Source organism: Mycobacterium sp. E342, from assembly GCF_001667665.1.
GTDB lineage: Bacteria > Actinomycetota > Actinomycetes > Mycobacteriales > Mycobacteriaceae > Mycobacterium.
This window is the reverse complement of record NZ_LZJM01000317.1, coordinates 1-26747: the sequence shown is the minus strand read 5'-3', so window position 1 is coordinate 26747 and position 26747 is coordinate 1. Positions and strand designations below refer to the sequence as shown.

At 68.8% G+C, this 26747-nt stretch carries 30 protein-coding genes and 1 pseudogene; 27 read left to right on the top strand and 4 right to left on the bottom strand.

The genetic code is table 11. The features are described 5' to 3' along the window. From A5692_RS29595 to A5692_RS26060, 4 genes and pseudogenes are all read left to right on the top strand, one after another. Positions 1 to 482: pseudogene (locus tag A5692_RS29595) on the top strand (PE family protein); the annotation flags it as partial. Positions 483 to 570: 88 nt separating this feature from the next. Beyond that, positions 571 to 1413, top strand: a complete 843-nt coding sequence (locus tag A5692_RS26070) for an SHOCT domain-containing protein (protein WP_068061987.1) — start codon at positions 571 to 573, stop codon at positions 1411 to 1413. Between the two features lie 49 nt (positions 1414 to 1462). After that, positions 1463 to 2281 carry a mycofactocin-coupled SDR family oxidoreductase gene (locus A5692_RS26065; RefSeq protein ID WP_068061984.1) on the top strand — a complete coding sequence of 273 codons (819 nt, stop codon included), beginning with the start codon at positions 1463 to 1465 and terminating at the stop codon, positions 2279 to 2281. 25 nt (positions 2282 to 2306) lie between these two features. Further along, a complete protein-coding gene (locus A5692_RS26060) occupies positions 2307 to 3485 on the top strand; it encodes an NAD(P)/FAD-dependent oxidoreductase (protein ID WP_068061980.1) in 1179 nt (392 codons plus the stop codon). Positions 3486 to 3526: 41 nt separating this feature from the next. On the opposite strand, the gene A5692_RS26055 is transcribed toward A5692_RS26060, so the two are convergent. Both A5692_RS26055 and mftR read right to left on the bottom strand, forming a co-directional pair. After that, complete coding sequence (locus tag A5692_RS26055) at positions 3527 to 4573, bottom strand: DUF2332 domain-containing protein (protein ID WP_068061977.1); 1047 nt, start codon at positions 4571 to 4573, stop codon at positions 3527 to 3529. Next, positions 4570 to 5166, bottom strand: a complete 597-nt coding sequence (gene mftR / locus A5692_RS26050) for a mycofactocin system transcriptional regulator (protein ID WP_068061974.1) — start codon at positions 5164 to 5166, stop codon at positions 4570 to 4572. Before mftR ends, A5692_RS26055 begins: the two co-directional genes overlap by 4 nt. Positions 5167 to 5265: 99 nt before the next feature. Between mftR and mftA the strand changes: the two genes are divergently transcribed. From mftA to mftG, 7 genes are all read left to right on the top strand, one after another. Beyond that, entirely contained in the window at positions 5266 to 5355 is a 90-nt protein-coding gene (gene mftA / locus A5692_RS26045; RefSeq protein WP_046186817.1) for a mycofactocin precursor MftA, read from the top strand. Then, positions 5340 to 5633: a mycofactocin biosynthesis chaperone MftB gene (mftB, locus tag A5692_RS26040; RefSeq protein WP_068061971.1), complete on the top strand. Its 294-nt coding sequence runs from the start codon at positions 5340 to 5342 to the stop codon at positions 5631 to 5633. Before mftA ends, mftB begins: the two co-directional genes overlap by 16 nt. Further along, positions 5630 to 6826 (top strand): mycofactocin radical SAM maturase, encoded by a 1197-nt coding sequence (mftC, locus tag A5692_RS26035; protein ID WP_068061969.1) that lies wholly within the window; start codon positions 5630 to 5632, stop codon positions 6824 to 6826. Before mftB ends, mftC begins: the two co-directional genes overlap by 4 nt. Positions 6827 to 6828: 2 nt before the next feature. Continuing rightward, entirely contained in the window at positions 6829 to 8019 is a 1191-nt protein-coding gene (gene mftD / locus A5692_RS26030) for a pre-mycofactocin synthase MftD (RefSeq protein WP_068061966.1), read from the top strand. 162 nt (positions 8020 to 8181) lie between these two features. Further along, complete coding sequence (mftE, locus tag A5692_RS26025; RefSeq protein ID WP_068061964.1) at positions 8182 to 8913, top strand: mycofactocin biosynthesis peptidyl-dipeptidase MftE; 732 nt, start codon at positions 8182 to 8184, stop codon at positions 8911 to 8913. After that, on the top strand, positions 8910 to 10328 hold the full coding sequence (gene mftF, locus A5692_RS26020) for a mycofactocin biosynthesis glycosyltransferase MftF (RefSeq protein WP_068061961.1): 1419 nt from the start codon (positions 8910 to 8912) through the stop codon (positions 10326 to 10328). The genes mftE and mftF overlap by 4 nt, the downstream gene beginning before the upstream one ends. Before the next feature lie 22 nt (positions 10329 to 10350). Further along, a complete protein-coding gene (gene mftG / locus A5692_RS26015) occupies positions 10351 to 11787 on the top strand; it encodes a mycofactocin system GMC family oxidoreductase MftG (protein ID WP_068061957.1) in 1437 nt (478 codons plus the stop codon). Between the two features lie 159 nt (positions 11788 to 11946). Here the strand turns inward: mftG and A5692_RS26010 are convergent, their stop codons facing one another. After that, positions 11947 to 13542 carry an MFS transporter gene (locus tag A5692_RS26010; RefSeq protein ID WP_068061955.1) on the bottom strand — a complete coding sequence of 532 codons (1596 nt, stop codon included), beginning with the start codon at positions 13540 to 13542 and terminating at the stop codon, positions 11947 to 11949. A gap of 146 nt (positions 13543 to 13688) precedes the next feature. On the opposite strand from A5692_RS26010, the gene A5692_RS26005 reads away from it, so the two are divergent. From A5692_RS26005 to A5692_RS25935, 15 genes are all read left to right on the top strand, one after another. Continuing rightward, positions 13689 to 14297: a TetR/AcrR family transcriptional regulator gene (locus tag A5692_RS26005; protein ID WP_082963089.1), complete on the top strand. Its 609-nt coding sequence runs from the start codon at positions 13689 to 13691 to the stop codon at positions 14295 to 14297. 346 nt (positions 14298 to 14643) lie between these two features. Continuing rightward, complete coding sequence (gene rpsJ, locus A5692_RS26000; RefSeq protein WP_003873519.1) at positions 14644 to 14949, top strand: 30S ribosomal protein S10; 306 nt, start codon at positions 14644 to 14646, stop codon at positions 14947 to 14949. Positions 14950 to 14964: 15 nt separating this feature from the next. Beyond that, complete coding sequence (gene rplC / locus A5692_RS25995) at positions 14965 to 15618, top strand: 50S ribosomal protein L3 (protein WP_067924227.1); 654 nt, start codon at positions 14965 to 14967, stop codon at positions 15616 to 15618. After that, positions 15618 to 16271 carry a 50S ribosomal protein L4 gene (gene rplD, locus A5692_RS25990; protein ID WP_068061950.1) on the top strand — a complete coding sequence of 218 codons (654 nt, stop codon included), beginning with the start codon at positions 15618 to 15620 and terminating at the stop codon, positions 16269 to 16271. The genes rplC and rplD overlap by 1 nt, the downstream gene beginning before the upstream one ends. Beyond that, on the top strand, positions 16272 to 16574 hold the full coding sequence (gene rplW / locus A5692_RS25985) for a 50S ribosomal protein L23 (protein WP_067924225.1): 303 nt from the start codon (positions 16272 to 16274) through the stop codon (positions 16572 to 16574). It begins immediately after the preceding gene. Between the two features lie 29 nt (positions 16575 to 16603). After that, positions 16604 to 17446: a 50S ribosomal protein L2 gene (gene rplB / locus A5692_RS25980; RefSeq protein WP_067924224.1), complete on the top strand. Its 843-nt coding sequence runs from the start codon at positions 16604 to 16606 to the stop codon at positions 17444 to 17446. An 18-nt stretch (positions 17447 to 17464) separates the two neighbouring features. Then, positions 17465 to 17746, top strand: coding sequence for a 30S ribosomal protein S19 (gene rpsS, locus A5692_RS25975; protein WP_010908582.1), 282 nt, complete (start codon positions 17465 to 17467; stop codon positions 17744 to 17746). Further along, positions 17743 to 18291: a 50S ribosomal protein L22 gene (gene rplV, locus A5692_RS25970; RefSeq protein ID WP_068061947.1), complete on the top strand. Its 549-nt coding sequence runs from the start codon at positions 17743 to 17745 to the stop codon at positions 18289 to 18291. Before rpsS ends, rplV begins: the two co-directional genes overlap by 4 nt. Next, on the top strand, positions 18291 to 19130 hold the full coding sequence (gene rpsC, locus A5692_RS25965; protein WP_068061944.1) for a 30S ribosomal protein S3: 840 nt from the start codon (positions 18291 to 18293) through the stop codon (positions 19128 to 19130). The genes rplV and rpsC overlap by 1 nt, the downstream gene beginning before the upstream one ends. A 3-nt stretch (positions 19131 to 19133) precedes the next feature. Next, positions 19134 to 19550 (top strand): 50S ribosomal protein L16, encoded by a 417-nt coding sequence (gene rplP / locus A5692_RS25960; RefSeq protein WP_007167840.1) that lies wholly within the window; start codon positions 19134 to 19136, stop codon positions 19548 to 19550. Next, the gene (gene rpmC, locus A5692_RS25955; protein ID WP_067274850.1) at positions 19550 to 19783 is read left to right on the top strand and encodes a 50S ribosomal protein L29; all 234 of its coding nucleotides are present in this window, start codon (positions 19550 to 19552) and stop codon (positions 19781 to 19783) included. Before rplP ends, rpmC begins: the two co-directional genes overlap by 1 nt. Then, complete coding sequence (rpsQ, locus tag A5692_RS25950) at positions 19783 to 20127, top strand: 30S ribosomal protein S17 (protein ID WP_067924220.1); 345 nt, start codon at positions 19783 to 19785, stop codon at positions 20125 to 20127. Before rpmC ends, rpsQ begins: the two co-directional genes overlap by 1 nt. 116 nt (positions 20128 to 20243) lie before the next feature. Beyond that, a complete protein-coding gene (locus A5692_RS25945; protein WP_068061941.1) occupies positions 20244 to 22604 on the top strand; it encodes an arylsulfatase in 2361 nt (786 codons plus the stop codon). Then, positions 22585 to 23253, top strand: coding sequence for a hypothetical protein (locus A5692_RS30070; RefSeq protein WP_231984465.1), 669 nt, complete (start codon positions 22585 to 22587; stop codon positions 23251 to 23253). The genes A5692_RS25945 and A5692_RS30070 overlap by 20 nt, the downstream gene beginning before the upstream one ends. A 42-nt stretch (positions 23254 to 23295) precedes the next feature. Next, positions 23296 to 24231 (top strand): DUF4436 domain-containing protein, encoded by a 936-nt coding sequence (locus tag A5692_RS25935; protein WP_068061938.1) that lies wholly within the window; start codon positions 23296 to 23298, stop codon positions 24229 to 24231. Positions 24232 to 24242: 11 nt separating this feature from the next. Here the strand turns inward: A5692_RS25935 and pstS are convergent, their stop codons facing one another. Beyond that, positions 24243 to 25370, bottom strand: coding sequence for a phosphate ABC transporter substrate-binding protein PstS (pstS, locus tag A5692_RS25930; RefSeq protein WP_068061933.1), 1128 nt, complete (start codon positions 25368 to 25370; stop codon positions 24243 to 24245). Between the two features lie 335 nt (positions 25371 to 25705). Between pstS and A5692_RS25925 the strand changes: the two genes are divergently transcribed. Next, positions 25706 to 26596: a formylglycine-generating enzyme family protein gene (locus A5692_RS25925; RefSeq protein WP_068061991.1), complete on the top strand. Its 891-nt coding sequence runs from the start codon at positions 25706 to 25708 to the stop codon at positions 26594 to 26596. Positions 26597 to 26747 lie beyond the last annotated feature (151 nt).

Below are 26747 nucleotides of genomic sequence, written 5' to 3'. Positions count from 1 at the left end.
AGGCCGCCAACACCACGCCGTTGCAGGCCGCGGGGGCACCCGCGTCGATGGCCGCGCAGCTGCCGGCCGCGGCGGCCGCGGGCGGTTCGGCGCCGGGCGTACCGGCGGCCCCCCTGATGTCGGCGATCGCGCCGGCTTCGGCGATCGCGGGCAATCCGGCAGCGGCCGGACCGACGGTGGTCGCGGGCGCCGCGGGCCCGGCCGGGCTGGCCCCGGCCGCCACGCCCGCGACGCCGGTGAATATGGTGACCCCCACCTACGCCCCGGCCGCCTCGCAGCCGGTAGCGGCCGCTCCGGCGACGGCGAACCCGCTCGTCTCGACGCCCGCTCAGGTTGAGACACCGCAGGCCGCCGCGGCCCCGGCGATGCCGGTATCGACCGGCACGCCGGTGAAGATGGTGTCGGCCCATTCGCCCACCACGGGGACTTCGGCGGGGTCGTCGGCGCGTCCCGCCCCGACGCTGATACCCAGGGTGGACTGACAGCGGACCGGTTGCGCGTATGCGACTCGCGGTGAGACCGCGACAGCTAATCTGACACGGAAATTCCGGCCAGTGTAAGGAGACACTCGTGTTGGCGCGCTACCTGAAGGCACAGTTGGTGGTTTTACTGTGCGGCGGCCTGGTCGGGCCGATTTTCCTGATCGTCTACTTCACCCTCGGGCTCGGCAGCCTGTTGCAGTGGATGTTCTATGTCGGTCTGCTCGTCACCGTGGCGGACGTGCTGATCGCGCTCGCGCTGGCCAACTACGGCGCGAAGTCCTCGGCCAAGACCGCGGCGCTCGAACAGAGCGGGGTGCTGGCCCTCGCCCAGATCACCGGGGTCACCGAGACCGGAACGTGGATCAATAACCAGCAGGTGGTCAAGGTGCACCTGCACATCGCCGGTCCCGGGTTCCTGCCGTTCGACAGCGAAGACCGGGTGATCGCCAGCGTGACCCGGCTGGGCAACCTCAACGCACGCAAATTGGTGGTGCTGGTGAATCCCACCACCAACGAATACCGAATCGACTGGGAGCGAAGCGCTTTGGTCAACGGCCTGGTGCCCGCCCAGTTCACGGTGGCCGAGGACAACCAGACCTACGACCTGAGCGGCCAGGCCGGCCCGTTGATGGAGATCCTGCAGATCCTCAAGGCCAACAACGTCCCGCTGAACCGGATGGTGGACATCCGATCGAATCCGGTGCTGCGCCAGCAGATTCAGGCGGTGGTGCGCCGGGCGGCCGAGCAGCAGGCGCCGGGCCCTCAGCCGGCCGCCCACCCCGCCGCTGCCGGCGGCCCCGCACCGGTGGTCACGCCCCCGCAACCATCGATCGCTCAACGGCTGCAGGAACTCGAGACACTGCGCGCCAGTGGCGCGCTGACCGACCAGGAGTACAGCAGTCGGCGAGCCCAGATCATCTCCGAAATCTGATCGCCGGCCGAGTTAGAACAGGTTTCAGTTCCGCTGCTAGCCTGGCTGCGTGACTGGATCACTGCAGGGGCGGGTCGCGTTCATCACCGGCGCCGCCCGCGCCCAGGGCCGTTCGCACGCGGTGCGGCTGGCCCGCGAGGGTGCCGACATCATCGCGCTCGACATCTGTGCACCGGCGTCGAAGTGTCTCACCTACACGCCCGCCACCCCGGAGGACCTCGCCGAGACCGTCCGCCTGGTGGAAGCGGAGGGGCGCAAGGTGTTGGCGCGCGAAGTGGACATCCGGGACGACGCCGCCCTGCGCCAGCTCGTGGCCGACGGCATCGAACAATTCGGCCGGCTCGACATCGTGGTGGCCAACGCCGGAGTCCTGAGCTGGGGCCGGGTTTGGGAGCTCACCGACGAGCAGTGGGACACGGTGATCGGGGTCAACCTGACCGGCACCTGGCGCACCCTGCGCGCCACCGTGCCCGCGATGATCGACGCCGGCAACGGGGGCTCGATCGTGGTGGTCAGCTCGTCGGCGGGGCTTAAAGCCACTCCCGGCAACGGGCATTACTCGGCCAGCAAGCACGGCCTCACCGCGCTGACCAACACGCTGGCCATCGAGCTCGGCGAATACAACATCCGCGTCAACTCCATCCATCCGTACTCGGTCGACACCCCGATGATCGAGCCGGAGGCGATGATGGAGATATTTGCCCGCCATCCCAGCTTCGTGCACAGCTTTCCCCCGATGCCCTTGCAGCCCAACGGCTTCATGACCCCCGACGAGGTGGCCGATGTCGTGGCGTGGCTAGCTGGCGATGGATCGGGCACGCTCACCGGCACGCAGGTGCCCGTGGACAAGGGCGCCTTGAAGTACTGATCGGCCAGCGTGGTATGAACTCCACGTGACCGCTAGCAAAGGAATCGTGATCGTCGGTGGCGGTCTGGCCGCCGCCCGGACCGCCGAGCAGCTCCGCCGGTCGGGTTACGCGGGCCGCGTCACGATCGTCAGCGACGAGGTGCATCTGCCCTACGACCGCCCGCCGCTGTCAAAAGAGGTGTTGCGCAAAGAGGTCGACGACGTGGCCCTCAAACCCCGGGAGTGGTACGACGAGCACGACATCACCCTCCGGCTGGGCGCCGCGGCCATCGGCCTGGACACCGCGGCGCAGACGGCGACGCTGGCCGACGGGTCCGTGATCGGCTACGACGAACTCGTCATCGCGACCGGCCTGGTGCCGCGGCGCATCCCGACGCTGCCGGATCTGGAGGGCATCCGGGTGCTGCGCACGTTCGACGAGAGCCTGGCGCTGCGCGAGCACGCGTCCGCCGCGCAGCGCGCCGTGATCGTCGGCGCCGGCTTCATCGGCTGCGAGGTGGCGGCCAGCCTGCGCACCCTCGGGGTGGACGTGGTGCTGGTCGAGCCCCAGCCGACGCCGCTGGCGTCGGTGCTCGGCGAGCGGATCGGTGAGCTGGTCGCGCGGCTGCACCGCGAGGAAGGGGTCGACGTGCGCCTCGGCGTCGGGGTGGCCGACGTGCGCGGCGACGGGCGGGTGGACACCGTGGTGCTGTCCGACGGCACCGAGGTGGCGGCCGACCTGGTGGTGATCGGCATCGGGTCGCACCCGGCGACCGGCTGGCTCGAGGGCAGCGGCGTCGAGGTGAACAACGGCGTGCTCTGCGACCAGGCCGGACGGACCAGCGCGCCCAACGTGTGGGCGCTCGGTGACGTCGCCTCCTGGCGCGACGCGACGGGACATCAAGCGCGCGTGGAACATTGGAGCAACGTCGCCGACCAGACCCGCGTCGTGGTGCCCGCCATGCTGGGCAAGGACGTGTCGTCGGCCGCGGTCGTCGTCCCGTACTTCTGGAGCGACCAGTACGACGTGAAGATCCAGTGCCTGGGAGAACCGGAGGCCACCGACACCGTCCACCTCGTCGAGGACGACGGCCGCAAGTTCCTGGCGTACTACGAGCGCGACGGGGTGCTGGTCGGCGTCGTCGGCGGCGGGATGCCCGGCAAGGTCATGAAGGTCCGCGGCAAGATCGCCGCCGGCGCACCCATCTCCGACGTGCTGGGCTGACCACGGCGCAAGCGCATTGGGCCACATCGGCTTTCGTTGATCTATCGCCAGTGCACCGGCGGGCCGTGCGGGTGGCATTCGCCGAGAATCTGCAGTTCGCCCCCGGGCCAACGGCGCGCCCGCACCAGGAATCGGATCGGTGAGTCGGGGCCGCCGCGCGCCGGCTCCAGCGTGAGGTGCACGAACGGCGACCGCGCGTCCGCCTGTCCGCCCACCGCGCGGACCCGGGCGCGCACCGTCTCGCGCTCCTCCTCGGACAGGTACTGCCAGGTGATCGAGTGCCACAGCACCGTCAGCGCGCCCTCGGCCGGCGTCAAACCGGCGACCGCGTCGGCCGCGGTCTGGCGCGCCAGCCGCGCGGGCACCCGCCGGGCGACTTCGATGGCGCCGCGCAGCCGTTCGAGCCGGGCCGTCTGGTCGGGCCAGACGTAGCTCAACACCGTGAGCTCCCCGTCGGCACCGGTGACGTCGACGGGTGCGATGTCGTAGCCGTGCCGCTCGACGATGCGCACCCCGCCGCCGGGCGGCAGCGCGCCGCGCCACGCGTCGGAGATGGTCACCGGCGAATCGCCGGGCCCCCACTCTCCTCCGTCGAATCGGTACCGGTAGCGGTCCGCGCGCAGGTTGAGTCCCGCGCTCGTCCCGATCTCGAAAAGCCTTATCGGCAGGTCTGATTCACCGTTGATGCGCAACAGGGCGCCGATGAGTGCGGCGGACCGCCCAACCTCGTTGGTCTGGGGCGGTTGCCGCAACGCCGCCCGCAATGTTTCGGTATGGCCGGCCGCGACGTCCACGATCTCGGGCCACGCTCGTTCGGCGTCCCAGCTGCCGCCCGTGCTGGGATACCACCGGCGCAGCTGCGCCGCCCGGCCGTCGAGCACCAACCGGTGCAGGCCGCCGAGCAGCCGGAGCGGCACCGCAAGGCGGGAGGGGGCGTCCTCGTGCCCGGACAAGACGGCCGCGAAGACCCCGCCGGCGGCGACGTCGCGGGCGACCAGCTCGAAAAGCTCGCCGTACATCGGCGAGCCGGAGCCCGCGCAGAACCGCCCCTGCGCGCGCAGGGTGTGCAGCAGGTGGTCGCCGGTCACCGATCCAGCCCGTGCAACCCGGTGCCCACCACGTCGAACGCCTGGCCCAGCGCGGTCGGCAGCGGCACGGACTCGTCGCCGAGCCAGTGCTCGTAGGCCGACAGCGCCACCCCCAGCATGGTCCAGGCGACGGTCCGGGGCAGCAGGTCGGTCGTCTTGCAGTCCGACCGGCGGGCCACGAACCCGGCGATCACCTCACGCCAGCCGGCGTACATGGTCATCGAGTAGGCCTGCAGTTCGGCGGTCTGCAGGATGACCCGCATCCGCTGCCGGTGCCGCGCGGTCTCGGACTCGTCAAAGGTGTTGAACGCCAACAGTGCGTCGCGCAACGCCTGACCCAGCGGCACCCGCGGATCGACGTCGTCGAGCAGGTCGCGCAGGTGCGCGAGGTGGGTGTCGAAGTCGCCCCACGGGATGGCGTTCTTGGAGGCGTAGTAGCGGAACAGCGTCCGCCTCGAAATGCCGGCGGCGTGCGCGACGTCGTCGACGCTGACGTCGGCGAAACCGCGAGCGCCGAACAGCTCGATGGCGACGTCGGTGATGTGGTGGGGCGTGGTCGAGCGGCGACGGCCCACCCGCGGCTGCGGTCCCATGAGACCCCGCCCTTCCATTTCGGCACTCGATGCCATATTCTGACGAAGCTTGTGACCCAAGTCCCATCGTTGTCAAGACCCGGCGAAAGGCAAAGACCCATGGACCACGAGACCGAGACCGAGACCCAGCTCGTCACCGAGACCCTGGTCGAAGAGGTGTCCATCGACGGAATGTGCGGGGTCTACTGACCCGCGTGTTCGACCCCGACCGCGGCTGGCGGCTGCACCCGCAGGTGGCGGTTCGACCCGAACCGTTCGGTGCGCTGCTCTATCACTTCGGCACCCGCAAGCTGTCGTTTCTGAAGAACCGCACCATCCTGACGGTGGTGCGGTCCCTGGCCGACCATCCCGACGTGCACTCGGCCTGCCGCGCGGCGGGTGTGGACGACTCGGGTGAGGCGCCGTACCTGCAGGCGCTGGGCGTGTTGGCCGATTCGTCGATGTTGGTTCCTCAGGAGGCCCCATGACCGCCGGACTGGCCAGAGTGCCGCGGCTCATCGAGCAGTTCGAAAGCGGGCTGGATGCGCCCATCTGCCTGACGTGGGAGCTGACCTACGCCTGCAATCTGGCGTGCGTGCACTGCCTTTCGTCGTCGGGTAAGCGGGATCCGCGGGAGTTGTCCACCCGGCAGTGCATGGACATCATCGACGAGCTGGAACGCATGCAGGTGTTCTACGTCAACATCGGCGGCGGGGAGCCCACCGTGCGGCCGGACTTCTGGGAGCTGGTCGACTACGCCACCGCGCACCACGTCGGGGTGAAGTTCTCCACCAACGGGGTCCGCATCACCGAAGAGGTCGCCACCCGGCTGGCCGCCAGCGACTACGTCGACGTCCAGATCTCGCTCGACGGCGCCACCGCGGAGGTCAACGACGCGGTCCGGGGGCCGGGCTCCTTCGACATGGCGGTGCGGGCGCTGGAGAACCTTGCCGCTGCCGGCTTCAGGGACGCGAAGATCTCCGTGGTGGTCACCCGGCACAACGTCGACCAACTCGACGAATTCGCCGCGCTGGCAAGCCGTTACGGCGCCACCCTGCGGATCACCCGGCTGCGTCCTTCGGGGCGGGGCGCGGACGTCTGGGAGGACCTGCACCCCACCGCCGCCCAGCAGGTTCAGCTCTACGACTGGCTGGTGGCCAACGGGGAGCGGGTGCTCACCGGTGATTCCTTCTTCCACCTGTCGCCGCTGGGCTCCGCCGGCGCGCTGGCCGGCCTGAACATGTGCGGTGCCGGCCGGGTGGTGTGCCTGATCGACCCGGTGGGTGATGTCTACGCCTGCCCGTTCGCCATCCACGACCGCTTCCTGGCCGGAAACGTGTTGAGCGACGGTGGTTTCGACAACGTCTGGAAGAACGCGCCGCTGTTCCGCGAGTTGCGCGAACCGCAGTCCGCGGGCGCCTGCGGCAGCTGCGGGCACTACGACGCCTGCCGCGGCGGGTGCATGGCGGCCAAGTTCTTCACCGGCCTGCCGATGGACGGGCCAGATCCCGAATGCGTCCAGGGGCACAGCGCGTCGGCGCTGGCCCGGCAGCGGGAGACGCCGCGTCCTCGCGCCGACCATTCCCACGGGCGCCGGGTCCGGCAGCCGGTGCCGTTGACGCTGTCGGTGCGACCGCCGGACGCGCCGCCCGCCCGCCTGTGCAACGAAAGCCCGGTCTAGCCATGGCCGACAAGTGGTTTGAGACCGTCGCCATCGCGCAGCAACGCGCAAAACGGCGGCTCCCGAAATCGGTGTATTCCGCGCTGGTTGCGGGCAGTGAAAAGGGAATCACCGTCGCAGGCAACGTCGAGGCCTTCAGCGAACTCGGATTCGCCCCCCACGTCGTCGGCGCGCCGGAAAAGCGCGATCTGTCGACCACCGTTATGGGACAAGATATTTCGCTGCCGGTGCTGATCTCGCCCACCGGGGTGCAGGCCGTCGACCCCGACGGCGAGGTGGCGGTCGCGCGGGCCGCGGCGGCGCGCGGAACGGCGATGGGACTGTCCTCGTTCGCGAGCAAACCGATCGAGGAAGTCATCGCCGCCAACCCCAAGGTCTTCTTCCAGGTGTACTGGCTGGGCGGGCGCGACGCTATCGCCGAGCGGGTGGAGCGGGCCCGGCAAGCCGGTGCGGTCGGCTTGATCGTCACCACCGACTGGTCGTTCTCCCACGGCCGCGACTGGGGCAGCCCGAAGATCCCCGAGGAGATGAACCTGCGGACCATCCTGCGCCAGTCGCCGGAGGCCGTCTTCAAGCCCCGCTGGCTGTGGAAGTACGGCAAGACGCTGCGCCCGCCGGACCTGCGGGTGCCCAACCAGGCGCGCCGCGGCGAACCCGGCCCGCCCTTCTTCGCGGCCTACGGGGAGTGGATGGGCACGCCGCCCCCGACCTGGGAGGACATCGCCTGGCTCCGCGAGCTGTGGGGCGGGCCGTTCATGCTCAAGGGCGTGATGCGCGTCGATGACGCGAAAAGGGCCGTCGACGCCGGAGTTTCGGCGATCTCGGTGTCGAACCACGGCGGCAACAACCTGGACGGAACGCCGGCGTCGATCCGCGCCCTGCCCGCGGTGGCCGCCGCGGTGGGCGACCAGGTCGAGGTGCTGCTCGACGGCGGCATCCGCCGCGGCAGTGACGTCGTGAAGGCGGTGGCGCTCGGGGCCCGCGCGGTGATGATCGGCCGCGCGTACCTGTGGGGCCTGGCGGCCGCCGGGCAGGCGGGCGTGGAGAACGTGCTCGACATCCTGCGCGGCGGCATCGACTCGGCGCTGATGGGTCTGGGGCGTGGCAGCGTTCACGACCTCGGCCCGGACGACATCCTGGTGCCGCCCGGCTTCACCCGGACGCTCGGCGTCCCGGCCGCAGGCGGCGCGTAGGCGCCAATCACCGATATCCCGGGCAGATTTCTCGGGAATGATCGGCCCGCCCACACCGTGGTACAAGCGTGGTGTCCGTGACGGACGAGGATTGATTTCGAACGCCGCATGAACCGGCCAGAAAAAAATCATTTTCAACGGACAACAATCGGTGCACGCCAGGTGAATTCGTCCTACCATCACCGAGTGCCCGTACTCGGCGAATTGGCAATGGCGACGTCAAGCCAGCTGTCGGGCACCTCGCCGTCGGTACTGGTCCCGCTGGGGTCGACCGAACAGCACGGTCCGCACTTGCCGTTGGATACCGACACCCGGATCGCAACCGCGGTCGCCCGGGGGGCCAGGACGCGCCTCGGGCGCGGCTGGCTGATGGCGCCGGCCATCGCCTACGGCGCCAGCGGCGAACACCAGAGCTTCGCCGGAACCATCTCGATCGGGACCGAAGCCCTGACGATGCTGCTGGTGGAGTACGGCCGGTCGGCCGCCGGCTGGGCCGGGCGCCTGGTTTTCGTCAACGGCCATGGTGGCAACACCGCCGCGCTGAGCGCCGCGGTGGCCCGGCTGCGCGCCGAGGGTCGCGATGCCGGCTGGTGCCCATGCCTGGCCGACGGGGCCGACGCCCACGCCGGTCACACCGAAACCTCGCTGTTGCTGCACATCTCGCCGGGCGATGTGCTGACCGATCGGTGGCTCACCGGCAACCGGGCTCCGCTCGCCGAACTGCTGCCGTCGATGCGCCGCGGGGGAGTGGCCGCGGTCAGCCCCGTGGGCGTGCTCGGAGACCCGACCACCGCGACCGCCGCCGAGGGGGAGCGCATCCTCGCCGAGATGGTCGACGGGTGTGTCCGCCGGGTGGACCGGTGGTCACCCGGGGGCGACGGGATGCTCACGTGAGCGCGCCCGCGCCCCGGCTGCCCGACGGCTTCGCCGTCCAGGTCGACCGCCGCGTGCGGGTACTCGGCGACGGCTCGGCGCTGCTCGGTGGTTCGCCGACCCGGCTGCTCAAGCTCGCTCCGGCCGCCCAGGACATGCTGTGCGACGGCCGGCTGAAGGTCCGCGACGAGGTCAGCGCGCAGCTGGCCCGCACGCTGCTCGACGCCACGGTCGCGCATCCGCGGCCGGCGGGTGGCCCGTCGCACCACGACGTGACCGTGGTAATCCCGGTGCGGGATAACCTGTCCGGGGTGCGCCGCCTGGTGAGCTCGCTGCGCGGCCTGCGGGTCATCGTCGTGGACGACGGCTCGTTCCCGCCCATCGAGCCGGACGACTTCGTCGGCGCCCACTGTGACGTGGAAGTGCTGCGACACTCGCGCAGCCGGGGTCCGGCCGCCGCCCGCAACACCGGGCTCGCTGCCTGCACCACCGACTATGTCGCCTTCCTGGATTCCGATGTCGCCCCCCGGCGCGGGTGGCTGGAGGCGCTGCTCGGGCATTTCTGTGATCCGACCGTCGCGCTGGCCGCGCCGCGCATCGTCGGTTTGTCGCACAGTGAGAATGTGGTGGCGCGTTATGAGGCGTTGCACTCCTCGCTCGACCTCGGCGAGCGCGAAGCCCCGGTACTGCCCCACAGCACGGTGTCCTACGTGCCCAGCGCGGCGATCATCTGTCGGTGTTCCGCCCTGCGCGCGGTCGGCGGGTTCGACGAGACCCTGCAGTCCGGCGAGGACGTCGACCTGTGTTGGCGGCTCATCGAAGCGGGCGCCCGGCTGCGCTACGAGCCCATCGCGCTGGTCGCCCACGACCATCGCACCGAACTGAGGGATTGGCTGGCGCGCAAGGCCTTCTACGGCGGTTCGGCGGCCCCGCTCTCGGTGCGCCACCCGGACAAGACGGCGCCGGTGGTGATCTCCGGATGGGCGCTGATGACCTGGATCCTGATGGCGTTCGGGACCAGCCTGTCGCAGCTGGCCTCCGTCGTCTTCGCCGTCCTGACGGGTCGCCGGATCGCCAGGGCGATGCGCGGTGCCGACACCTCGATCACCGACGTCGTGGTGATCGCGGCCCGCGGCCTGTGGTCGGCGGCGCTGCAGCTGGCGTCGGCCCTGTGCCGCCACTACTGGCCGCTGGCACTGCTCGCCGCGACGGTGTCGCGACATTTCCGGCGTGTCGTACTGGTCGCGGCGATCATGGACGGCGTGGTGGACTGGCTGCACCGCCGCGACGCCATCGGGGACGACGCCGAACCGATCGGCCTGCTGACCTATCTATTGCTCAAGCGCGTCGACGACCTGGCGTACGGTCTCGGGTTGTGGTGGGGTGTGCTGCGGGAGCGCAACCTGCGCGCGCTGAAGCCGCAGATTCGGAGCTAGCCGCCACCTTGACCCGCCCTTGATGAAGGCCGCCCCGCACAGCGACGTGCTTATCGTCGGCGCCGGCAGTGCTGGATCGGTTGTTGCCGAGCGCCTTTCGGCCGATCCCAGCCGCGTGGTGACCGTCCTCGAGGCGGGCCCGGCCCTCGACGATCCGGCGCTGCTCGCCCAAACCGCCAACGGCTTCCAGCTGCCGATAGGGGCCGGCAGCCCACTGGTCCGGCGCTATCAGACCAGCCTGACCGATCGGCCGGTGCGCCGGCATCCGCTCGTGCGCGGGGCGACGGTCGGCGGTTCCGGCGCGGTCAACGGTGGCTACTTCTGCCGCGGGTTACCGCGCGACTTCGACCGCCTCGCACTGCCGGGCTGGGCCTGGTCCGACGTCCTCGACAGCTTCCGCGCCATCGAGACCGACCTCGATTTCGCGGGCCCCGCCCACGGCGCCAGCGGCCCCATCAAGGTGCGTCGCACCCGGGAGATGACCGGGACCACGGAGCGTTTCATCGCCGCCGCACAGCGCGCCGGATTCGGCTGGATCGACGATCTGAACGACGTTGGCCCCGAACCTGTTCCGGGCATGGGCGCCGTCCCGCTCAACATCGTCGACGGCGTGCGTACCGGATCCGGTGCCGGATTCCTGCTGCCGGCCCTGGGCCGGCCCAATCTGACGTTGCACGCGCGGACCCGCGCGGCGCGGTTGCGGTTCGCCGGCACCGCCGCGATCGGTGTCGACGCGATCGGCCCGCACGGCAGCATTAGCCTGACCGCCGATCGGATCGTGTTGTGCGCCGGTGCCATTCAAACCGCGCAGCTGCTCATGCTTTCCGGCATCGGGCCGGAGGATGGTTTGGGGGCCGTCGGCGTACCCACGGTCGCGCCGCTGCCGGTCGGCGCCGCGTTCAGCGATCACCCCGAATGGGTGTTGCCCACCGAGTGGACGGTGGCCCCCGGCCGGCCAGTGCTCGAGGTCGTGCTCAGCACCGCGGATGATCTCGAGATCAGGCCCTACACCGGAGGATTCGTCGCGATGACGGGCGACGGCACCGCCGGGCATGCCGACTGGCCGCACATCGGCGTGGCGCTCATGCAGCCGCGGGCGCGCGGGCGCATCACGCTGGTATCCGCGGACCCCGACGTCCCGCCCCTGATCGAACACCGTTACGACAGCCGGCCCGGCGACGTCGCGGCGCTACGCCAGGGGGCCGAGCTTGCCCGCGAACTGGCAGGTGCCGCAACCCCTGTCGGCGCTCCCGTATGGTCCACGTCGCAACATCTGTGCGGCACCGCGCCGATGGGTGCCGACACCGACCCGCGGGCCGTCGTGGATCATCGCTGCCGGGTGCGCGGCATCGACAACCTGTGGGTGATCGACGGCTCGATCCTGCCCGCCATCACCAGCCGTGGGCCGCACGCGACCATCGTGATGCTCGGGCACCGGGCCGCCGAGTTCGCGCGGTGACGGCGCTCCTATCAACACCACATCGCACCTCGCCTTGCAGAGATGACCTGTATCTGTCGATATATATCCCTGATACCAGAAGCGGCGGGCGTTTTCAAGCATCTCCGGCGGCGGCATCCGCGCTGAGCCGCTGTGGGACAACGGTATTGGCTGTCGCGCTCAGTGACGGCGGCGGGACACTATCCGGCGTACCGGCCGCAGCTGCCGCCCGTCGCGGCCCGGCGCCCAAAGCCCGATCAGCACCGCGGCGACAGCGACGATCACGGCCATCGCGATGGTGGACGCATGCAGGGCCGCCAGGAACGCGGTCTTGCTGAGGTCCGCCAGCTGGCGGCCCTGGGGCCCCAGCCTGCCCGCGACCTCGACGGCTTTGGCCAGCGAATCGGTGGCCGGCCCGCGGACCGGTCCCGGGAAGTGAATCAGCTTCGGGGCCAACTCGTGTGAATACCGGCCGGCCAGAATGGAACCGGCCACCGCGATTCCCAGCGCGCCGCCCATCTCGCGGGACGTGTCGTTCACCGCGGAGGCGACCCCCTGCTTCTCGTCGGGAACCGCGCCCATGATCGCCGACGTCGTCGGCGCCGTGCAGATTCCGATGCCCGTGGCCAACACCAGAGTGGGCCAGGCGAATTGGAGGTAGGACGAGTGCAGATCCAGCCGGTACATGCAGGCGAACCCGACCGCCATCAGCAGCGTGCCCACGAACAACACCAGCCGCAGACCCAGCTTGGGCACGTACCAGAACGACAGCGCCGAGAAGATGCCCAGCGGCACCATGAACGGGCCGAAGGAGATCGCCGTCGCCAGGGCCGAGTAGCCCATGATCTGTTGCACGTATTGCATGCCGATATAGAAGAAGCCGAACGTCGCGCCGAACAGGATGACGATCGCGGCGACACCGGTGGCGAAATTCGCGTCCGCGAACAACCGCACGTCCAGCAGCGGTTGCCCGTCGCGCCGGGTGAGCCGGAGCTCGGCGACACCGAAGGCGGCGGCGAGCACCGCGCCTGCGGCGAGTCCGCCCCAGACCAGCGGGTCGCTCCACCCGCGGGCCGGGGCTTCGAGGATCGCGGCCACGGCGATCGCCACGGCGGCGCCGATCAGGACCGCGCCCATCGAATCGATGCGCGGGGCGCCGCTGTCGCGGGACGAGGCGACGGTGCAAGCCAGCGCGAAGATCACCAGCCCGGCGGCGCCCAGGGACCAGAAGATCGCGTGCCAGTCCCAGAAGCGGAGCAGCAGGCCTGAACCGAGCATGCCCAGCACCCCGCCGGATCCGGCCGTGCCGGCCCAGATCCCGACCGCCTTGGTGCGTTCGTCCCTCGGATGGGCCACGGTAAGCAGCGACAGCGTCGCCGGCATCACGAAGGCGGCGCCGATCCCCGCGACGGCGCGGCCGGCGATGATCTGCGCCGGGCTGTGCAGCATCGCCGGCGCCACCGACCCGACGGAGAAGACCACCAGGCCGATCACCAGGGCGCCGCGCCTGCCGTAGCGGTCGCCGATCGCGCCCGCGGGCAGTAGCAGGCACGCCAGGGCCACGGTGTACCCGTCGACGATCCAGTTCAGCTGCGACTGGGTGGCCGAGGTGGCCACCGCGAGGTCTCCCAGCGCGGTGTTCAGCGCCGTCATCGACGCGACCACCAGCGCGACACCCATGCAGGCGACGGCCAGCGTCCAGTTCCGCGCTCGGGGGCTTCCGCCGATGCTGACCGCATCAGTACGCTGGTCGGGCCGGACCAGGGTTTCGACCATGTGATGCGCCTCCTCACGGTGGCGTTGGAAAGTTTCGAGACCGATAGTCTTGTAGGTAGACCGATAGTCTTGTTCCCAAACGTGGGAGGTGGGTCCCAATCACCGGCGGTAGTACCGATCCACGTCCGGCGCGCTCGCGGGCCCGCCTGCTCGAGGCCGCCGCGGCGCTGCTGCGTTCCGGGGGACCCAGCGCGGTGACCGTCGACGCGGTCACCCGCACCGCCAACGTGGCGAGGGCCACGCTGTACCGCCACTTCCCCAGCGGAAACGACTTGCTCGCAGCGGCGTTCAACAGCCTCATCCCGCCGTCGCCCACACCGCCGGCCGAGGGGTCGGTGCGGGATCGCCTGGTGGCGGTGGTGCTGGCCCAGGCCGAGTCGGTGGCCCAGGCGCCCGCCCTGATGGCGGCCATGTCGTGGCTGTCCATGGGCCGGGACCTTGAGGAGTTGCCGGAACCCCGCGGCAGCCACTCGGCGGACAGCCCGGCGATCACCACGCTGCGCGAGCGCATCGCCCAGCAGTACGCGGCCCCGTTCGACGCGATCTTCGACAGCCCGGAGGCAGCCGAGCTGGGTGAGGTTGACCGGTCCCGCGCCATCGCGCTGCTCATCGGGCCGCTGGTGCTGGGGCGCCTGTCCACGCTGCCCGACTTCGACTACCGCGAGTGCGCGCTCGCGGCCGTCGACGGTTTCCTCTATGTTCAGCGAGCGCACAATCGGGCCGACGCGGCGAGTGTCGAATCGGCGGGTGCCTGAGGGCCCAAAAGGGCAGGTCGGCGGCACTCGGGCCAGATTTGGCCAAACACACGATCTAGGGCATACTGTTCAGGTTGCCTTGGACCGGGTTTGCGCCTGGTCCGGCATACGACCAGCGCCCAAACGGGCGCGTCCGGTCTCATCCTTGGAGCGCGACAGATTCGTCGGGGTCCAGGCTGCGTGAGGGTGACACACCCGACCGCGGGGGCCGGTGGACCACGACAGGTAAACAGCGGCGCAGTATCCGGCGCGACGCTCGATCGGCCCGGCTCCGGGCCCGGTCAGCGCGCTGGGAGCACCAGGTCCGGACACGGATTTTTGTAAGTGGAATGAGGGTAGGAGAAGCGTGGCGGGACAAAAGATCCGCATCAGGCTCAAGGCCTACGACCATGAGGCCATCGACGCATCGGCGCGCAAGATCGTCGAGACCGTCGTCCGCACGGGTGCCAGCGTCGTAGGTCCGGTGCCGCTGCCGACTGAGAAGAACGTGTATTGCGTCATCCGCTCTCCGCATAAGTACAAGGACTCGCGGGAGCACTTCGAGATGCGTACTCACAAGCGGTTGATCGACATCCTCGACCCGACGCCGAAGACCGTCGACGCGCTGATGCGCATCGACCTTCCGGCCAGTGTCGACGTCAACATCCAGTAGGGGCTTGGTGAACTCATGGCAAGAAAAGGCATTCTGGGTACCAAGCTGGGCATGACGCAGGTGTTCGACGAGAACAACCGGGTCGTCCCGGTGACGGTCGTCAAGGCGGGGCCCAACGTGGTCACCCGCATCCGCACACCCGAGCGTGACGGCTACAGCGCCGTTCAGCTGGCCTACGGCGAGATCAGCCCCCGCAAAGTCAACAAGCCGGTGACCGGTCAGTACAGCGCCGCGGGCGTGAACCCGCGCCGCCACCTGGCCGAGTTGCGGCTGGACGACGAGGCCGCCGCCAGCGAATACCAGGTCGGCCAGGAGCTGACGGCGGAGATCTTCGCCGACGGCGCCTATGTCGACGTGACCGGAACCTCCAAGGGCAAGGGCTTCGCCGGCACCATGAAGCGGCACGGTTTCCGCGGCCAGGGCGCCAGTCACGGCGCGCAGGCGGTGCACCGCCGGCCGGGTTCGATCGGTGGCTGCGCCACCCCCGCCCGGGTCTTCAAGGGCACCCGGATGGCGGGCCGCATGGGTAATGACCGGGTGACGGTCCAGAACCTGGTGGTGCACAAGGTCGATACCGAGAACGGCGTGCTGCTGATCAAGGGTGCGGTCCCCGGCCGCACCGGTGGGCTCGTGGTGGTCCGCAGCGCGATCAAACGAGGTGAGAAGTAATGGCGCTCAAGATTGACGTGAAGACGCCGGACGGCAAGGTCGAGGGCTCCGTGGAGCTGCCGGCCGAATTGTTCGACGCCCCGGCCAATATCGCGCTGATGCACCAGGTGGTCACCGCGCAGCGGGCGGCGGCGCGTCAGGGCACGCACTCGACGAAGACTCGCGGCGAGGTCAGCGGTGGCGGCCGGAAGCCGTACCGGCAGAAGGGAACCGGTCGTGCCCGTCAGGGTTCGACGCGGGCCCCGCAGTTCACCGGCGGCGGCGTCGTGCACGGCCCCAAGCCGCGCGACTACGCCCAGCGCACCCCGAAGAAGATGATCGTCGCGGCATTGCGCGGCGCGTTGTCGGACCGGGCGCGCAACGGCCGCATCCACGCGGTCACCGAGCTGGTGTCGGGTCAGACACCGTCGACCAAGAACGCCAGGGCGTTTCTGGGCACGTTGACCGACCGCAAGAACGTGCTGATCGTGATCGGCCGCAGCGACGAGGCCGGCGCCAAGAGCGTGCGCAACCTGCCGGGTGTGCACATCCTGACGCCCGACCAGCTCAACACCTACGACGTGTTGCGCTCCGACGACGTGGTGTTCAGCGTCGAGGCGCTCAACGCCTACATCGGGGGCAACGCTGCTAGCACCGAGGAGGTTTCGGCGTAGATGGCTACCATCACCGACCCCCGCGACATCATCCTGGCCCCGGTCATCTCGGAGAAGTCCTACGGGCTGCTGGATGAGAACGTGTACACCTTTGTGGTGCACCCCGATTCGAACAAGACGCAGATCAAGATCGCCATCGAGAAGATCTTCGCCGTCAAGGTCGCTTCGGTGAACACCGCGAACCGGCAGGGCAAGCGCAAGCGCACCAGGACCGGATACGGCAAGCGCAAGAGCACCAAACGGGCCATCGTCACGCTGGCGCCGGGTAGCAAGCCGATCGACCTGTTCGGGGCCCCGGCCTAGCCGCGCGCGAGAGAAAGACCTGATTAGACATGGCAATTCGTAAGTACAAGCCGACGAGCCCCGGCCGCCGCGGCTCCAGCGTGTCCGACTTCGCCGAGGTCACCCGGTCGGAGCCGGAGAAGTCGTTGGTGCGCCCGCTGCACGGCCATGGCGGCCGTAACGCACACGGCCGCATCACCACCCGCCACAAGGGTGGCGGGCACAAGCGCGCCTACCGGGTGATCGACTTCCGCCGCAACGACAAGGACGGGGTCAACGCCAAGGTCGCGCACATCGAGTACGACCCGAACCGGACCGCCAACATCGCGCTGCTGCACTACCTCGACGGCGAGAAGCGATACATCATCGCGCCGCAGGGCCTTTCGCAGGGCGACGTGGTGGAGTCGGGCGCGAACGCCGACATCAAGCCGGGCAACAACCTGCCGCTGCGCAACATCCCGGCCGGTACCGTGATCCACGCCGTGGAGCTGCGGCCGGGCGGTGGCGCCAAGCTGGCGCGGTCCGCCGGCTCGAGCATCCAGCTGCTCGGCAAGGAGGGCTCCTACGCATCGCTGCGCATGCCCAGCGGTGAGATCCGCCGCGTCGACGTGCGCTGCCGCGCCACGGTCGGCGAGGTGGGCAATGCCGAGCAGGCAAACATCAACTGGGGCAAGGCCGGCCGGATGCGGTGGAAGGGCAAGCGCCCTTCGGTCCGTGGTGTGGTCATGAACCCGGTGGACCACCCGCACGGTGGTGGTGAGGGTAAGACCTCCGGTGGTCGGCACCCGGTGAGCCCGTGGGGCAAGCCGGAGGGCCGCACCCGCCACCCGAACAAGGCCAGCAACAAACTCATCGTCCGGCGCCGGCGCACCGGCAAGAAGCACGGTCGCTAGGAACTCGAGGAGTAGCACATGCCACGCAGCCTGAAGAAGGGCCCGTTCGTCGACGACCACCTGCTCAAGAAGGTGGACGTCCAGAACGAGAAGAACACCAAGCAGGTCATCAAGACCTGGTCGCGGCGTTCGACGATCATCCCGGACTTCATCGGCCACACCTTCGCCGTCCACGACGGACGCAAGCATGTCCCGGTGTTCGTCACCGAGGCGATGGTCGGTCACAAGCTTGGTGAATTCGCGCCGACGCGCACCTTCAAGGGACACATCAAGGACGACCGGAAGGCCAAACGGCGATGACCACAACCGAATTCCCGTCCGCGGTCGCCAAGGCGCGGTTCGTGCGGGTTTCGCCGACCAAGGCGCGCCGGGTGATCGACCTGGTGCGCGGCCGGTCGGTGGCCGACGCGCTGGACATCCTGCGCTGGGCGCCTCAGGCCGCCAGTGAGCCGGTGGCCAAGGTGATCGCCAGCGCAGCGGCGAACGCGCAGAACAACGACGGGCTGGACCCCTCCACCCTGGTGGTTGCCACGGTCTACGCCGACGAGGGCCCGACCGCCAAGCGCATCCGTCCTCGCGCGCAGGGTCGCGCGTTCCGGATCCGCAAGCGCACCAGCCACATCACGGTCGTGGTGGAGAGCCGGCCGGCCAAGGACCAGCGTTCGGCGAAGTCGACGAGGGCCCGCCGCGCCGAGGCCAGCAAGGCCGCCGCGAAGGCGCCCGCGAAGAAGGCCGCATCCAAGGCGCCCGCCAAGAAGGCACCCGCAAAGAAAGCCGCGGCGAAGTCCGCTCCGGCGAAGAAAACTACGTCTGAGACTTCTGAGGCGAAGGGAGGCTCAGACTAGTGGGCCAGAAGATCAATCCGCACGGCTTCCGGCTGGGCATCACCACGGACTGGAAGTCGCGTTGGTACGCCGACAAGCAGTACGCGGACTACGTCAAGGAAGACGTCGCGATCCGGCGGCTGTTGTCTACCGGGCTCGAGCGCGCCGGCATCGCCGACGTGGAGATCGAGCGCACCCGCGACCGGGTGCGGGTGGACATCCACACCGCGCGCCCCGGCATTGTCATCGGCCGCCGCGGCACGGAGGCCGACCGCATCCGTGCGGACCTGGAGAAGCTGACCGGCAAGCAGGTTCAGCTCAACATCCTCGAGGTCCGTAACCCGGAGTCGCAGGCGCAGTTGGTGGCCCAGGGTGTCGCCGAGCAGCTGAGCAACCGCGTGGCGTTCCGCCGCGCCATGCGCAAGGCCATCCAGTCGGCGATGCGCCAGCCGAACGTCAAGGGCATCCGGGTGCAGTGCTCGGGCCGTCTGGGCGGCGCGGAGATGAGCCGCTCGGAGTTCTACCGCGAAGGCCGGGTGCCCCTGCACACGCTGCGCGCCGACATCGACTACGGCCTGTACGAGGCGAAGACCACCTTCGGCCGCATCGGTGTGAAGGTGTGGATCTACAAGGGTGACATCGTCGGCGGCAAGCGCGAATTGGCAGCGGCCGCCCCGGCGGGCGCCGACCGTCCGCGCCGCGAGCGCCCGTCGGGCACGCGGCCCCGGCGCAGCGGTGCGTCGGGCACCACGGCGACCAGCACCGAGGCCGGCCGCGCCGCCGCGGGCGCCGAAGAAAGCACTGCAACCGCCGCGGTGGAGACGCCGCCTGCTGCAGAACCGCAGAGCACGGAGAGCTGAATCATGTTGATTCCCCGCAGGGTTAAACACCGTAAGCAGCACCACCCCCGCCAGCGCGGCATCGCCAGCGGCGGCACGGCGGTGAACTTCGGTGACTACGGCATCCAGGCCCTGGAGCACGCCTATGTCACCAACCGTCAGATCGAGTCCGCGCGTATCGCGATCAACCGCCACATCAAGCGTGGCGGCAAGGTCTGGATCAACGTCTTCCCGGACCGCCCGCTGACCAAGAAGCCCGCCGAGACCCGGATGGGTTCGGGTAAGGGTTCGCCGGAATGGTGGGTGGTGAACGTCAAGCCGGGCCGCGTGCTGTTCGAGCTGAGCTACCCCAACGAACAGGTGGCCCGGGCGGCACTCACCCGTGCAATCCACAAGCTGCCGATCAAGGCACGCATCGTGACCCGAGAGGATCAGTTCTGATGGCAGTGGGAATTTCGCCTGGCGAACTGCGTGAGCTCACCGACGAGGAGCTGACCGAGCGTCTGCGCGAATCCAAGGAGGAGCTGTTCAACCTGCGTTTCCAGATGGCGACCGGGCAGCTCAGTAACAACCGCCGGCTCCGCACGGTCCGGCAGGAGATCGCGCGGGTCTACACCGTGCTGCGGGAACGGGAACTGGGCCTGGCTAGCGGGCCCGACGGTAAGGAATCGTGATGGCAGAAGCGAAGAAGGCGGCTCCGAAGGCGGCCGCGCAGGACGCCGGCTCGAAAGAGAAGGGCTCCAAGCACACTCCGGCCACCCCGAAGGTGCGTGGGCGTCGCAAGACCCGCATCGGTTACGTCGTGAGTGACAAGATGCAGAAGACCATCGTGGTCGAGCTGGAAGACCGCGTGCGCCACCCGTTGTACGGCAAGATCATCCGTACCACCAAGAAGGTCAAGGCGCACGACGAGAACAGCACCGCGGGCATCGGCGACCGCGTCTCGCTGATGGAGACGCGGCCGACGTCGGCGACCAAGCGGTGGCGGCTCGTCGAAATCCTGGAAAAGGCCAAGTAGCCGCGAAGCGGCAGAGGACGCCCGAGACCTGACGGTCTCGGGCGTCGTGCTTTGCCCGAGCGTAACGGCACCGCGAAAAAAGGTCGCAAATTTCGCGGTCGCGTTACGCTCGGCGCATGTCGACTGACTCCCGCGCCTTTCAGGGCAAGATCGAGCTGGATATCCGGGACTCCGAGCCGGACTGGGGCCCCTACGCCGCGCCGACCGCACCGGAGAATGCGCCGAACATCCTGTACCTGGTCTGGGACGACACCGGCATTGCGACGTGGGACTGTTTCGGCGGCCTGGTCGAGATGCCCGCGATGACCCGCATCGCCGAGCGCGGTGTTCGGCTGTCGCAATTCCACACCACCGCGCTGTGCTCGCCCACCCGGGCGTCGTTGTTGACCGGCCGCAACGCCACCACCGTCGGCATGGCGACCATCGAAGAGTTCACCGACGCCTTCCCCAACGCCAACGGTCGCATCCCGTTCGACACCGCCCTGCTCTCCGAGGTGCTCGCCGAGCGCGGCTACAACACGTACTGCGTCGGCAAGTGGCACCTGACGCCGCTGGAAGAGTCCAATCTCGCGGCCACCAAACGGCATTGGCCGATCTCGCGCGGGTTCGAGCGGTTCTACGGTTTCCTGGGCGGCGAAACCGACCAGTGGTATCCCGACCTGGTCTACGACAACCATCCGGTCAGCCCGCCGGGCACGCCCGAGGACGGTTACCACCTCTCGAAAGACATCGCCGACAAGGCCATCGAGTTCATCCGCGACGCCAAGGTGATCGCCCCGGACAAGCCGTGGTTCAGCTACGTGTGCCCGGGCGCCGGCCACGCGCCGCACCACGTCTTCAAAGAATGGGCCGACCGCTACGCCGGCAAGTTCGACATGGGCTACGAGGCGTATCGCGAGATCGTGCTGGAAAACCAGAAGTCGATGGGCATCGTGCCGCCGGACACCGAACTGTCGCCGGTCAACCCGTACGCGGATGTCACGGGACCGCAGGGCGAGCCGTGGCCCCTGCAGGACACGGTGCGGCCGTGGGACTCGCTGAGCGATGACGAGAAGAAGCTGTTCTCCCGCATGGCCGAGGTGTTCGCCGGCTTCCTGAGCTACACCGACGCCCAGATCGGCCGAATCCTGGACTATTTGGAGGAATCCGGTCAGCTGGACAACACGATCATCGTGGTGATCTCCGACAACGGGGCCAGCGGGGAGGGCGGCCCGAACGGGTCGGTGAACGAGGGCAAGTTCTTCAACGGCTACATCGACACGGTCGAAGAGAGCATGAAGCTCTTCGATCACCTCGGCGGCCCGGAGACCTACAACCATTACCCGATCGGCTGGGCGATGGCCTTCAACACCCCGTACAAGCTCTACAAGCGGTACGCGTCGCACGAGGGTGGCATCGCCGACACGGCGATCATCTCGTGGCCCAACGGTGTTGCCGCACACGGGGAGATCCGCGACACCTACGTCAACGTCTGCGACATCACGCCCACGGTCTACGACCTGCTGGGCATGACGCCGCCCGAAACCGTTCGGGGCATCGCGCAGAGGCCACTCGACGGTGTGAGTTTCAAAGCAGCCCTTGCCGATCCGGCCGCGGACACCGGCAAGCAGACGCAGTTCTACTCGATGCTCGGCACCCGCGGGATATGGCATCGGGGTTGGTTCGCCAACACCGTCCACGCTGCGACGCCCGCCGGGTGGTCGCATTTCGACACCGACCGCTGGGAACTGTTCCACATCGAGGCCGACCGCAGCCAGTGCCACGACCTGGCCGCCGAACACCCGGACAAACTCTCAGAACTCCAGGCGCTGTGGTTCTCCGAGGCCGCCAAGTACAACGGGCTGCCGCTTTCGGACCTGAACATCCTGGAGACGATGACGCGGTTCCGCCCTTACCTCGTCGGTGAACGGTCAAGCTACGTCTACTATCCCGACTGCGCGGACGTGAGCATCGGCGCGGGCGCCGAAATCCGGGGCAGGTCGTTCTCGGTGCTGGCCGAGGTGAGCGTGGATACCACCGGCGCGGAGGGGGTGCTGTTCAAGCAGGGCGGCGCGCACGGCGGGCACGTGCTGTTCATCCAGGACGGGCGCCTGCATTACGTCTACAACTTCCTGGGCGAGCGGCAGCAGGCGGTGTCGTCGTCGGGCGCGGTGCCGCTGGGCAGGCATCTGCTGGGCGTGAGCTATTCGCGGACCGGAACCGTGCCGGACAGCCACACGCCGCTCGGGGACGTCACGTTGTTCATCGACGACGACGTGGTCGGCACCCTCGCCGACGTGCAGACGCACCCCGGGACGTTCGGGATCGCGGGTGCCGGCATCACGGTTGGGCGCAACGGAGGCTCGGCGGTGTGCAGCCGCTACAAGGCGCCGTTCTCGTTCACCGGCGGCACCATCACGCAGGTCAGCGTCGACCTGTCCGGCCGGCCCTATGTGGACGTGGAAGCCGAAATTGCGCTTGCCTTTTCGCGCGACTGAAATCCTGGCGCTGTGCCTGCTGGCGATCCTGTCGGCGGGATGTGAGAAGACCACCGGCGGCACCGCCATCGGTCCGACCGCCTCGCCGACGACCCCCACCACGCGGCTGTCCGACCCGGCCGAGCCGGTGCCCGGCGTCGAAACCACGCTGCCCGAGCATATTCCGCCCAATGCCCTGGTGTGCTTCCCGCCGCCGGCCAGCGGCTCCATGACCAAGGCCTCGGTGTCCGACCCGGTGGCGCCCGTGCTCACCGTCCCGCTGCCGGACGGCTGGAGTTCGACCCCCGGCACGGGTGACGTGGCGCTCACGGCTGCCGGGCCCGACGGCATGTCGGTGCGGGTGACCATCACCCGTACCGACCTCGATCCGGGCGGCGCGTTTCTGCGTTACGCCGGCGACTTGGGACGGGCGAACCCGAACGCCAAGGTCACCGTCACGGCGGCCCAGTTCTGTGGCTACAGCAGCCAGCTGCTCACCGGTACTGGTGGTGGGCCCGGAGCAAACGAATTCGCCGATCGCATCGCCCACATCTGGACGAACACCCAGGCGTATCTGGTGGCCGTCCATCTGGAGGGGCCCGGCAAACCCGCGGGTTTCGACGCGGCGAAATCCACGGTAATGCAGGAATTCGCCGTCACTATCCCCTGAAAATTGCCGTTGTCCCTGCTAGCATCTGGCCGTGATGCTTCGATGACCGCCGGGACCCCGGCTCCCCCCGCGCCGCCGGCGCCGGCCGCCCACCGGGGCCGGCAAATGGCGATTACTTTCGGCATCGTCGTGGCCGTGATCGTAATCTACGTGCTGTCGCTGATCGCCGTGCACCTGCTGGCAAAGTCGGCACCCGCGCTGCCCCCGGTGGATTTCAGCAAGCTCGAGGCCGACGACAGCGTCGTGCAGGTGCACCTCGAGAAGCTGGATACCGTCGCGAACCGCCTGACGGTGAACGTGCTCGTCTACCCGAAGGACTCGTTGTATGACAAGAACTTCGGTGTGCTGACGACCGATGCGGCCGTGCGGTTGTATCCGGAGAACGATCTGGGGGACTTGCAGTACCCGGTCGGCAAGGCGCCCGCGCAGGTCAGCACCGCCCTCGTCGCCCACGGTGATCCCGGAAACTGGCCGTTCGACTCGTACAAGACGGAAGTCCTCGCGGCCGACGTGTTCACCGGCACGGGCCAGAACCGCGAGAAAGCACCCGCCCGTGTGGAGGTGACCGGAAAGCTGGACGGTTGGGACGCCACCGTGACGCGCGTCCACGACCCCGAAGACCCCAACCCGGACGTCCAGGACAATGTGATCATCACGTTGGAGCGCTCCAAGGGTGCGCTGATCTTCGATGTCGGCATCTGCCTGGTCCTCATCGCCCTGCCGGTGCTGGCGCTGTGGGTGGCGATCCCGATGGCGTTGGGCCGGACCACATTCCTGCCGCCGCTGGGAACCTGGTTCGCGGCGCTGCTGTTCGCCGTCGTGCCGCTGCGCAACTTCCTGCCCGGTTCTCCACCGCCGGGGTCGTGGATCGACCAGGCCGTCGTGCTGTGGGTGTTGATCGGGCTGGTCACCGCGATGTCCCTGTTCATCGTCGCCTGGTGGCGATCCCGGGAGAAGAAGACACCGAAGAGGGCCTAGCCAGCCCCGGGTTACTCGGAATTCGACGTGTCACCGGGGCCGATCGCGTCGACGGCGCTCGAGACCCGTGCCCGGAAGTCCACCGACAGCGGGATGTAGCCGGTCTTCGCGAGGTCGACCTGGCCGGGGCCGATCGCCGCCTGCAGGAAAGCCCTGACCGCCTTGGCCACGTCGGCGCTGGGATAGGTCGAACAGACGATCTCGTACGTGGCCAACACGATCGGGTAGACGTCGGGTTGGGCCGGGTTATAGAACGCCGAGAGGTCGAGCACCAGATTGTTGCCCTCGCCGATGACCTTGGCGCCGGAGATGGTCTTGCCGACCGCGTCGGCGCCGATCCGCACCGGTCGCAATGACCTGCGGCTGGCCGGCGTCTTGATCTCCGCGGCGAAAAGCCCTTCCTTCAATGCAAACGACAGCTCGTTGTAGCTGATCGCGCCCTCGGTGGTCCTCACCAGCGCGGCGGTGCCGGCGTTGCCCGCGGCGCCGGTTCCCACGCCGCCGTTGAACGCCTTGCCCGTGCCCTTGTTCCACGCCCCGCCGGACGCGGCCTGCAGATACGACTGGAAGTTGTCGGTGGTGCCCGAGGCGTCGCTGCGGTAGATGACGTGGATGTCCTCGGCGGGCATGGAGGCGTTGAGCGCGGTGAGGGCGGGATCGTCCCAGCGCGTGATGGTCCCGTTGAAGATCTTGGCCAGCGTGGGCCCGTCGAGCACCAAAGAGTCGGCCGCGGCGAGGTTGTAGGTGATGGCCAGCGGGCCGAACACCACCGGCAGGTTCCAGGCGTCGGCCCCGCCGCATCGCCGTTTCGCCACGGCGTATTGGTCGGGCGTCAGCGGTACGTCAGATCCGGCGAAATCGGTTTTGCCGGCCAGGAAATCGCCGACTCCGGCGCCGGACCCGTTGGCCGAGTAGTTGAGGCTCTGCCCGGGGCAGGCCTTGGTGTAGGCGGCGATGAACCGGTTCATCGCGTTGGCTTGTGCGGTCGATCCGCTGGCCAACAGGTTCTGGTCACCGCCGCAGTTGACCTTCGCCCCAGCGGTATACGGCAGGGTGGCGGGAGCGTTGCTGCACGCCGGAAGCGCCAGAGCGCCCGCGGCCAGCATGCTCAAGGTCGCGGCCAATCGTTTGCGCTTCACTTCGCTGATTTCCTCGCGGGCAACAGAACCGGGGACGTGGCGTCGGCGATGGCGCCCGGCGCCGACGGGAGGTGCGGGGTCGGGAACGTCACCCCGTTCGGCACATGTCGAGACTTAACGTTATCGAGCGAGCAAGCAAACCAAATTCAGGTGAACTGGTTGGCTCGGCCGGGCGAATAGCGGGTGTCGTGCGGCAGTAATCGTCTAGGGCGGAAGGGGATTCATGTCACCCGGCGTCGACGTGTTTGGTCGTGGGGCCGCCGACAGTTATCCGCGCGTGTGCGCGTTCCGCCCGGTGCGTCACCGACGGCTGGTGGTGGTCCTACGCTGAGGTGGTGCTTACCGAGCTCGTCGACTTGCCTGGCGGGTCATTCCGCATGGGCTCGACGAGCTTCTACCCGGAAGAGGCGCCCATCCACACCGTCACCGTGGGCCCGTTCGCGGTGGAGCGGCACCCGGTGACCAATGCGCAGTTCGCCGAATTCGTCGCCGCGACAAGCTATGTGACGGTCGCCGAACAACCCATCGACCCCGCGCTCTATCCCGGCGCCGATCCCAACGATCTGTGCCCCGGTGCCATGGTCTTTCGCCCGACGCCGGGCCCGGTGGACCTGCGTGACTGGCGCCAATGGTGGCATTGGGTGCCGGGGGCGAGCTGGTGCCACCCGTTCGGACCGGACAGCGACATCGCAGACCGTCTCGACCATCCCGTGGTGCAGGTGGCCTTTCCGGACGCCGCGGCCTACGCCCGCTGGGCCGGTCGGCGCCTGCCCAGTGAAGCCGAATGGGAGTACGCGGCGCGCGCCGGAAGCACGACGACCTACTCCTGGGGTGACGAGGCCACGCTCGATGGCCGGCTGATGGCCAACACGTGGCAAGGCGACTTCCCCTACCGCAACGACGGTGCGCTCGGCTGGGTGGGGACTTCTCCGGTGGGGACGTTTCCGCCCAACGGATTCGGCCTGCTCGACATGATCGGCAACGTATGGGAGTGGACCGCCACCGAGTTCTCCGCACACCATCGGCTCGATCAGCCGCCGAAAGCCTGTTGCGCCCCAACGGGGCCACCGAACCCCTCGATCAACCAAGTCCTCAAAGGCGGTTCGCACCTGTGCGCACCGGAGTATTGCCACCGCTACCGCCCGGCGGCCCGGTCACCGCAGTCGCAGGACTCGGCGACCTCCCACATCGGGTTTCGCTGCGTGGCCGACGCGGGGTCGCGCTAGCAAACGGTTCGCCGTGTCGCCGCCCGGTGCCGATGCAAGCCGTCGTCCAGTGGGTGAACCGAGGATGTCCAGCGGGTGACGGAACCGCCAGGCGCACGCGGACATGGGAATTCGCCGCGCGAGCGGCAGGGCTGTTCGCTAGCATCCCACC